Annotated in this window: 7 protein-coding genes; all 7 read right to left on the bottom strand. The window is 74.4% G+C overall.

Annotation, left to right across the window (positions count from 1 at the left end; genetic code table 11):
• The coding region (locus tag MJ876_RS02340; RefSeq protein ID WP_240234437.1) for an ABC-F family ATP-binding cassette domain-containing protein at positions 1-1,554 on the bottom strand (1,554 nt) is incomplete at its 3' end.
• Positions 1,551-2,516: a 4-(cytidine 5'-diphospho)-2-C-methyl-D-erythritol kinase gene (locus tag MJ876_RS02335; RefSeq protein WP_240234436.1), complete on the bottom strand. Its 966-nt coding sequence runs from the start codon at positions 2,514-2,516 to the stop codon at positions 1,551-1,553. The genes MJ876_RS02340 and MJ876_RS02335, both read right to left, overlap by 4 nt.
• Complete coding sequence (gene rsmA, locus MJ876_RS02330) at positions 2,513-3,424, bottom strand: 16S rRNA (adenine(1518)-N(6)/adenine(1519)-N(6))-dimethyltransferase RsmA (RefSeq protein ID WP_240234435.1); 912 nt, start codon at positions 3,422-3,424, stop codon at positions 2,513-2,515. Before rsmA ends, MJ876_RS02335 begins: the two co-directional genes overlap by 4 nt.
• 33 nt (positions 3,425-3,457) lie before the next feature.
• The gene (locus MJ876_RS21440) at positions 3,458-4,645 is read right to left on the bottom strand and encodes a transglycosylase family protein (RefSeq protein WP_308192548.1); all 1,188 of its coding nucleotides are present in this window, start codon (positions 4,643-4,645) and stop codon (positions 3,458-3,460) included.
• Positions 4,646-4,875: 230 nt separating this feature from the next.
• Complete coding sequence (locus MJ876_RS02315) at positions 4,876-5,727, bottom strand: TatD family hydrolase (protein WP_240234434.1); 852 nt, start codon at positions 5,725-5,727, stop codon at positions 4,876-4,878.
• A complete protein-coding gene (locus MJ876_RS02310) occupies positions 5,724-6,566 on the bottom strand; it encodes an alpha/beta fold hydrolase (protein ID WP_240234433.1) in 843 nt (280 codons plus the stop codon). Before MJ876_RS02310 ends, MJ876_RS02315 begins: the two co-directional genes overlap by 4 nt.
• A gap of 24 nt (positions 6,567-6,590) precedes the next feature.
• A complete protein-coding gene (locus MJ876_RS02305; protein ID WP_240234432.1) occupies positions 6,591-7,832 on the bottom strand; it encodes a sugar phosphate nucleotidyltransferase in 1,242 nt (413 codons plus the stop codon).
• Between the last annotated feature and the right edge of the window lie 86 nt (positions 7,833-7,918).

Below are 7,918 nucleotides of genomic sequence, written 5' to 3'. Positions count from 1 at the left end.
CGCGACGTCCGGGGCCGCCGCCGCGGGCGCCGCGGCCCTCGGCGCCTCGACGGCCCGGGCCGCGCGCCGCTCGAGGTACTCCTCCACGCCGCGGGGCAGCATCGAGATCGTCCCGTCGCCGAGCAGGGCCCAGGTGGTGTCGGTGGTCCGCTCGAGGAAGTAGCGGTCGTGGGAGACGACGACGAGGGTGCCGGGCCAGCCGTCCAGGAAGTCCTCGAGGACGCGGAGGGTCTCGATGTCGAGGTCGTTCGTCGGCTCGTCCAGCAGCAGCACGTTGGGCTCGTCGAGCAGCAGCACCATGAGCTGCAGCCGTCGTCGCTCGCCGCCGGAGAGGTCACCGAGCCGGGTGGTGAGCCGGTCACCGGTGAAGCCGAACCGCTCGAGCATCGCCGAGCCCTGCACGGGGTCGTCGACCAGCTCGATCACCCGCATCGCGGGGTCGAGGTCGTCGAGCTGCTGGGTGAGGTGCCTGATCGCGACGGTGCGCCCGTGCCGGACGCGGCCCACCTGCGGCGGCAGGGTGCCGTCGAGCAACCGCAGGACCGACGACTTGCCGGCACCGTTGACGCCGACGATCCCGACCCGGTCCCCGGGTCCGATGCGCCACGTGGCGTGGTGGAGCAGCCGCCGCTCGTCCGGCGGCGTGCCGCGGACCAGGTCCACGTCCTCGACATCGATGACGTCCTTGCCGAGCCGCTGGACGGCGAACCGCTCCAGCTCCAGCCGGTCGCGCGCGGGCGGCTCGTCCTCGATCAGCCGGTTCGCCGCCTCCACCCGGAAGCGGGGTTTCGACGTCCGGGCCGGTGGCCCGCGCCGCAGCCAGGCCAGCTCCTTGCGGACGAGGTTGCGCCGGCGGACCTCCGCGGCCTCCGCCTGTCGCTGCCGCTCGGCCCGGGCCAGCACGTAGGCGGCGTACCCGCCCTCGTAGGTGTCGACGGTGCCGTCGTGCACCTCCCAGGTGGTCGTGCACACCGCGTCGAGGAACCAGCGGTCGTGGGTGACGACCACGAGTGCGCCACTGGCTTCGAAGCGGGCGACGAGGTGGCGGGCGAGCCAGTCGACCGCCTCGACGTCGAGGTGGTTGGTGGGCTCGTCGAGGACGAGCAGGTCGTGGCGCTCCAGCAGGAGCGCGGCGAGCGCGCACCGTCGGCGCTCCCCGCCGGAGAGGCCGGCGACGCCCCGGTCGAGCGAGATCCCGACGAGCAGCTCCGTGACGACCTCGCGGGTGGCCGCCTGGGCGGCCCACTGGTGGTCGGCCATGCCGCCGAGGACCGTCTGGCGCACCGTCGCGGACTCGTCGAGGTCGTCGCCCTGGCGCAGGTAGCCGATCTTCAGCCCCCGGGTCCGGGACACCCGTCCGCCGTCCGGGTCGACCAGGCCGGTGAGGACCTCGAGCAGGGTGGTCTTGCCGTCGCCGTTGCGGCCGACGATGCCCACGCGGTCACCGGCGGAGACGCCGAGCGAGACGGAGGCGAGCAGGGGGCGGACCCCGTAGGCGTGCGAGACCCGTTCGAGGTTGACCAGGTTCGCGCCGCCGGGAAGCGGTGGGGTCATCGGCGCTCGTAGGCGACCTGGTGCACGCCGGGTGCCGGGCCGGTGGTGACGAGGACGGTCCGTCGGCGTGCGTCGGCGGCGGACCGCTCCCGCTCGGTCTCCCGCAGCTCGGCACACACCGCGCGGGCGGCCTCGGCGTCGGCGCACAGGAAGGCGCACGTCGGGCCCGAGCCGGAGACCATGCCCTTCAACGCGCCCGCCGCCTCGCCCCGCGACACCAGGTCCGCGAGGCCGGGCCGCAGGTCGAACGCCGCGGGCTCGAGGTCGTTGTGCAGGACGCGGGCGAGCCGGACCGGGTCACCCGAGTGGACGGCGCGCTCGACGGCGTCGCCCGAGGTGGGCCGGGCGGGGGCCGTGGGGAAGAGCTCGTCGAAGCGTCGGTAGACGGCGGGCGTCGACAGACCCTGGGGCGAGGTCACCAGGACCCACCACCAGGTGGAGCGGTCGTCGACGCGCTGCAGCACATCGCCGCGGCCGGTGCCGCGCGCCGTCCCCCCGAGCAGGGCGAACGGGACGTCGCTCCCGAGCTCGGCGGCGACACGGAGCAGGTCCTGGTCCTCCAGCTCGAGACCCCACAGCCGGTCGAGGGCGACCAGGGTGGCGGCGGCGTCGGCGGAGCCCCCGGCGAGCCCGCCCGCCACGGGGATGGACTTGTGCACGCCGATGCGGACGTCGGGGGACCGTCGCTCCTCGCGGGCGAGGCGGGTGGCCGCGGCGTGGACGAGGTTCCGGCTGTCGAGGGGGACCTCCGTGAGGTCGACGTGGTCCGAGCCCTCGACGTCCAGGACCGGCCCGGCACCCTCGGTCCCGCTGCGCGCGCTGACGTCGTCGAAGAGGGAGACGGCGTGGAACACGGTGTCGATCGGGTGGTAGCCGTCCGCGCGCACCGCACCGACACCGAGGTGCAGGTTGATCTTCGCGGCGGCACGGACGGTCAGCGTGCGAACGTCACCAGCGGTCATGGCCGACCTCCTGCTCCCGAGCCCCCCACGGCCAGGTGCTCCGCCACCCGGGCGAAGTCCGTCACCGACAGTGTCTCACCCCGGACACCGCCGTCCACCCCCGCAGCGGCGAGGGCGGCGTCGACCTCGGCGGCCGACAGCCCCGCCAGGGGGCCCGGGGACCTCGCGCCGCGGAGGGCGGCCCGGAGGGTCTTGCGCCGCTGGGCGAAGGCCGTGTCGACCACGGCGAACACCTCGTCGCGGGTCGCCGTGGTGGTCGGCGGCTCGGTCGCCCGCCAGGCGACGAGTCCGGAGGACACGTGCGGCGCGGGCCAGAAGACCTGCGCGCCGACGGTGCCGGCGCGCCGGGCCTCGGCGTGCCACGCGAGCTTGACCGAGGGCACGCCGTACGTGCGGGAGCCCGGGCCGGCCACGAGTCGGTCGGCGACCTCGGACTGCACCATCACCATGCCGGTGCGCAGCGACGGCAGCAGCGCCAGCAGGTGGAGCAGCACCGGGACGGCGACGTTGTAGGGCAGGTTCGCGACCAGTGCGGTCGGCGGCGGGCCGGGCAGCTCCGTGATCCGCAGGGCGTCGGCCTCGACGACCTCGAACCCGTCGGGCCCGACGTCGGGAGCGCGGTCCGCGACGGTGCCGGGCAGCAGGCCCGCCAGCGCCGGGTCGACCTCCACCGCGACCACCCGCTCCACCTCGGCGAGCAGGGCGAGGGTGAGCGACCCCAGGCCGGGACCGACCTCGAGGACGACGTCGTCCGGCCCCACACCGGCCTCCCGCACGATGCGGCGGCAGGTGTTGGGGTCGACGACGAAGTTCTGCCCGCGCTGCTTGGTGGGCCGCAGGTCGATGGCGGCCGCGAGGGCCCTCACCTCCGCCGGCCCCAGCAACCGGGGGCCGGCGGAGGTGGTCATGCGCTCATTGTGACGGGGTGCGCCCGAACCCGATCACTGCGGGAGGCCCAGCGAGGCCGAGCAGGCGGGCCAGGAGCCGTAGCCGCCGGTGGCGTCGCGCAGCCGGGTGGCGACGGCGATCTGCGCCTCGCGGGAGTTCTCGCTCGGCAGGCCCACGCCGCCGTACGCCTGCCACGTGCCCAGGTTGAACTGCAGGCCGCCGTAGTAGCCGTTGCCCGTGTTGATCGCCCAGTTGCCACCGGACTCGCACTGCGCGAGGGCGTCCCAGACGGTGCCGCCGTCGGCGAAGTTCTCCTCCGGGGCGGGCTCCTGGGTGCCGGTCACGACGATCTCGTCGACGGGCTCCTGGGTGACCGTGCTCCGCAGGACCTCGGTCTCGACGACCTCGCCGTTGCGGATCGTGCGGCGGTAGACGACGTCGCGGGTGCCCGGCACGCCCTCCTGGACCGTCTCGGTCTCCTCGGTGGTCATGTCGTCGTCGGTGCGCTCGACGGTCTCGAAGTCGATCGCCTCGCCGTCGACCTTCTCGCGCTCGTAGTCGATGCGGGTGACGGTGATGGCGTCGCCGTCGGTGACCTCGGCGTCCAGCGCCGGCTTGACGACGTCGTGCTCGCCGATCTCGGCGTCGAGCTCGGTGAGGGCCTCCTCGACGGTCAGCGCCCGGACGGTCTTGCTGCGCGTCTTGGCGCCGCCCATGGTCACGTCGATGCTCTTCGGCGTCACGACCTCGAGGGTCATGCCGCCGCGGTCGATCGACGAGCCGCGGGAGGCGGACAGCGCGGCGTTGTCGAAGCGCCCGCCGATCTGCTCGAGCGCCGACGCCACGTCGGTCGCGGTGACCCAGTGGGTCGACTCCTCGCCGTCCACGACCATCTCGACGGGGCGGGCGTAGCGGACCGAGATCTCGCTGCCGTCCTGGACCGCGGTGTCGAGGTCGGGAGCGACCTGGTCGCGCTCGGCGAGGTCGATGCCCTCGGCCTCGAGGACCTCGCCCACGGTGCCGCCGAGGGCGGACACCTCGCGCGGCTCGCCGTCCACCATCACGGTGACGTCCTTGGACATCGCGGAGTAGCCGACCGTGGTCGCGACGACGGCGACGGCCACGACGGAGGCCGTGCCGATCAGGGCGGCGCGGCTGCCCAGGAGTCGGGCGAGGGGCTTCTTCTTCGTGCTGGTGCTGGGGTTCGTGCTCGGGGCAGGGGTGTTCTCGGGGGAAACCACGGATCTCCGTACGTCGCGCTCTCCGGACCTCGGGCGAGGGCACGACGTGGGGGGGACGTCGCGCAGGGCGGTGCAGGGATGCTCCCTCGGGGCAGGAGCGGGCCGCCCGATTCCGGCCAACAAGCATTCGAGGTTAGCGGCGACGCGCGGCCGTGCCAATCCGAAGCGACATGTCGACACGATCACCCCGCCAGGTTTCTCGCCGCTCGACCACCTCGGAGCCCGGGAGGTCAGCGGCCCCAGGGGCCGCCGAACGCGGTGTCGGTGTTGGCGTCGACGGCGGCGCAGAGGTCGCCCAGGTCGTCGCCGCGGACCTCGGCCATCGCGCGCACCGTCAACGGGACGAGGGTGGAGGCGTTCGTCCGGCCGCGGTACGGCGTCGGCGTGAGGTAGGGCGCGTCCGTCTCGACCAGCACGCGGTCCTGCGGCACCACCGCGAGCGCGTCGCGGAGGGGCTGGGCGTTCTTGAAGGTCACCGTGCCGGCGAACGACAGGAAGGCGCCGCGGTCGAGGCAGCGGCGGGCGAAGTCGGCGTCCCCGGAGAAGCAGTGCATGACCCAGCGCTCGGGGGCGCCCTCGGAGTCGATGACCTCGAGGATCTCGTCGTGGGTGTCGCGGTCGTGAATGACCAGCGTCCGGTCGAGCCGCTTGGCGAGGTCGACGTGGCGGCGGAAGCTCTCGACCTGGGCGGCGCGCCCCTCGTCGCCGGTGCGGAAGGCGTCCAGGCCCGTCTCCCCCACCGCCCGCACGCGCGGATGGGCGGCGAGCGCCTCGATCTCGGCGAGCGCCTCCTCGAGCCGGCCCTGCTCGGCCAGCAGCGGCGCCTCGTTGGGGTGCAGCGCGACCCCGGCCACGATCGCGTCGTGGGCCTCGGCGGTCTCGACCGCCCACCGCGCGCCGCGCAGGTCGCAGCCGATCTGCACGATGCGGGTCACCCCCACCGCCGCGGCGGCGGCCAGGGCCTCCCCCGGCGGGGTCGCGGTCTCGTCGCCGCGGGTGATGTCGAGGTGGCAGTGGTTGTCGACGACCGGGTGCGGCAGCGGGTCGGGCGCCGGGGGCACGCCCTCGCGGGAGCCGCTCATCCGCGGATGCGCGCGAGGATCGCGTCCGCCACCTGCTGCGGGGCGTGCTCCGGCAGCCAGTGGCTGTAACCGTCGAGGACGACGAGCTCGTACGGCGCGTCGACGTACTGCGCACTCGCCTCCGCCGCAGGACGGCCCAGCGCGACGTCGCCCGAGCTCCACACGTACGTCGTGGGGACCCGGACGGTGCGACCCATCCCGCTGCCCGACGAGGTCAGCATCATCGGCATGGCGCGGTAGATGCCGAGCGCGCCGGGCAGCGCGCCGTACGCGACGACCTCGGTGCGGAACCGCGCGACGTCGTCCGCCGTCATGCCGCTGGCGCGCAGGAACCGCTCGAAGCGCTCCGGTGCGCGGCCCACCACGAGCTCAGGCAGGAACGGGACCTGGAAGGCCCCCATGTACCAGGACTTGCTCGCCTGCTCCCGCGTCGTCAACGCCGCCTGGAAGGCCCGCGGGTGCGGGGTGGAGACCGCGGTCAGGGTGCGGGTCAGCTCGCGGTGGGCGCCCGCGAAGGACCACGCGTAGGCGCCGCCCCAGTCGTGGCCGACCAAGTGGACGGGCCCGCCGACGACGTCCACGAGGGCCTTGACGTCGCCGACCTGCTTGTCGAGCGAGTAGGCGCGGCGCCCCTTCGGACGGGCCCCCGGCGAGTAGCCGCGCAGGTCCGGCGCGAGGGTGCGGTAGCCCGCCTCGTGCAGGCGCGGGACGACGTCGCGCCACGAGGTGTATCGCTGCGGGAAGCCGTGCAGCAGGACGACGACGTCGCCGTCCTCGGGTCCCTCGTCGGAGACGTCGAACCGCAGACCGTCGTTGGCGAACGCGCGCACCCGGCTCATGGGGCCGACCCTACGAGCCCGCGCTCACGCCGTGCTGCCCGGCTCGAGCCGCGCCCCGGGCTCGACGAACGCGTCGCGCCCGACCACCGTCTCCGCACCGACGAGGACGATCACGTCGTCGTCCAGCGGGTGGTCGGTCACGACCCCGCCGACGCGGGCGCCCTCCCCGATGCGGCAGCGGTCGTCGACGAGGGCGTGGGTGACCTCGGCGCCCTCGCCGACGACCACGTCGGAGAACAGCACGGAGCCGTTGACGAGCGCGCCGCGCGCGACGTGGGTGCCGGGGCCGACGACGCTGTTCACCACCTGCCCCTCCACCGTCGAGCCGGGCGCGAGGAGGCTGTTCGCGACGTGCGCGCCCTCGAGGAGGCGCGCGGGTCGCCGCTGCGGCTGCTGGGTCAGGACCGGCCAGCCCGGCCGCTCCAGCACGCCCACGTCGTCGGTGACGACGTCGAGGTGCGCGGCGAGGTAGCGGGCCGGCGTCCCGAGGTCGCGCCAGTAGCCGTCGAGCGGGTGCGCGACGGTCCGGCCGCGCTCGACCATCGCCGGCAGCAGGTGCTCACCGAAGTCGCCGAGGCCCGAGTCGCCCTCCTCGGCCTCCTCGCCGAGCCGGGCGTGCAGCTCCTCCAGCACGCGCACCAGGACCGTCGGGTCGTAGGCGATCACCTCGGCCGCGACGACGTCCGTGGTCGGCTCCTCCGGCTTGTACGACGTCGCGACCACGCGGCCGTCGGCGTCCGTCTCGATCGTCGCGTGGTCGGGCGCCTCGCCCGGCTCGACCCGCGTGGTCACCACCGTGCACTCGGCGTCACTCTCCCGGTGGGTGGCGATGACCTCGGCGTAGTCGAGCAGGTAGACGTGGTCGGCACTCATGACGAGGACGACGTCCGGCGCGTGGTGGGCGATGCGCGCGCGGATGCGGTAGAGCTCGTCGGCGTTGCCGGTCGCGAACCCGTCCTCGTCCATGCTCCCGGCGCCCTGCTGCGGCATGAGCAGACGCAGGCCGCCGCGGGTGCGGTCGAGGTTCCACGGCCGGCCGTTGGCGACCTGGTCCTCCAGCGTCGCGCCCTGGAACTGCACGGACAGCCACACGTCGTCCACCCCCGAGTGGGCGAGGTTGGACAGCGGGAAGTCCACGAGCTGCAGGGACCCCGCGAAGGGCAGGGTGGGCTTGGCCCGCTCGCGGGTCAGGACGTCCATGCGGCTGCCGGAGCCTCCCGCCTGGACGATCGCGAGCACGCGCTGTCGGGAGTCGGGAGATCGCACGGCACCCCGTACCCGGCCGACCGAACCCGTTGCACCGCTCGGGCGTCCTTGCTGGGTGACAGAGTCAGCGCAGCAGTCAGGAGCCC

This window comes from Nocardioides sp. CFH 31398, from assembly GCF_022436705.1.
Taxonomy (GTDB): Bacteria; Actinomycetota; Actinomycetes; order Propionibacteriales; family Nocardioidaceae; genus Nocardioides.
The sequence above is the reverse complement of the archived record's forward strand: the minus strand, read 5'-3'. Positions and strand labels throughout refer to the sequence as shown.

Coding starts and splice junctions, on each gene's coding strand:
- MJ876_RS02335 (WP_240234436.1), bottom strand. CDS start 2,516: ATGACCGCTGGTGACGTTCGCACGCTGACCGTCCGTGCCGCCGCGAAG.
- MJ876_RS02315 (WP_240234434.1), bottom strand. CDS start 5,727: ATGAGCGGCTCCCGCGAGGGCGTGCCCCCGGCGCCCGACCCGCTGCCG.
- rsmA (WP_240234435.1), bottom strand. CDS start 3,424: ATGACCACCTCCGCCGGCCCCCGGTTGCTGGGGCCGGCGGAGGTGAGG.
- MJ876_RS02310 (WP_240234433.1), bottom strand. CDS start 6,566: ATGAGCCGGGTGCGCGCGTTCGCCAACGACGGTCTGCGGTTCGACGTC.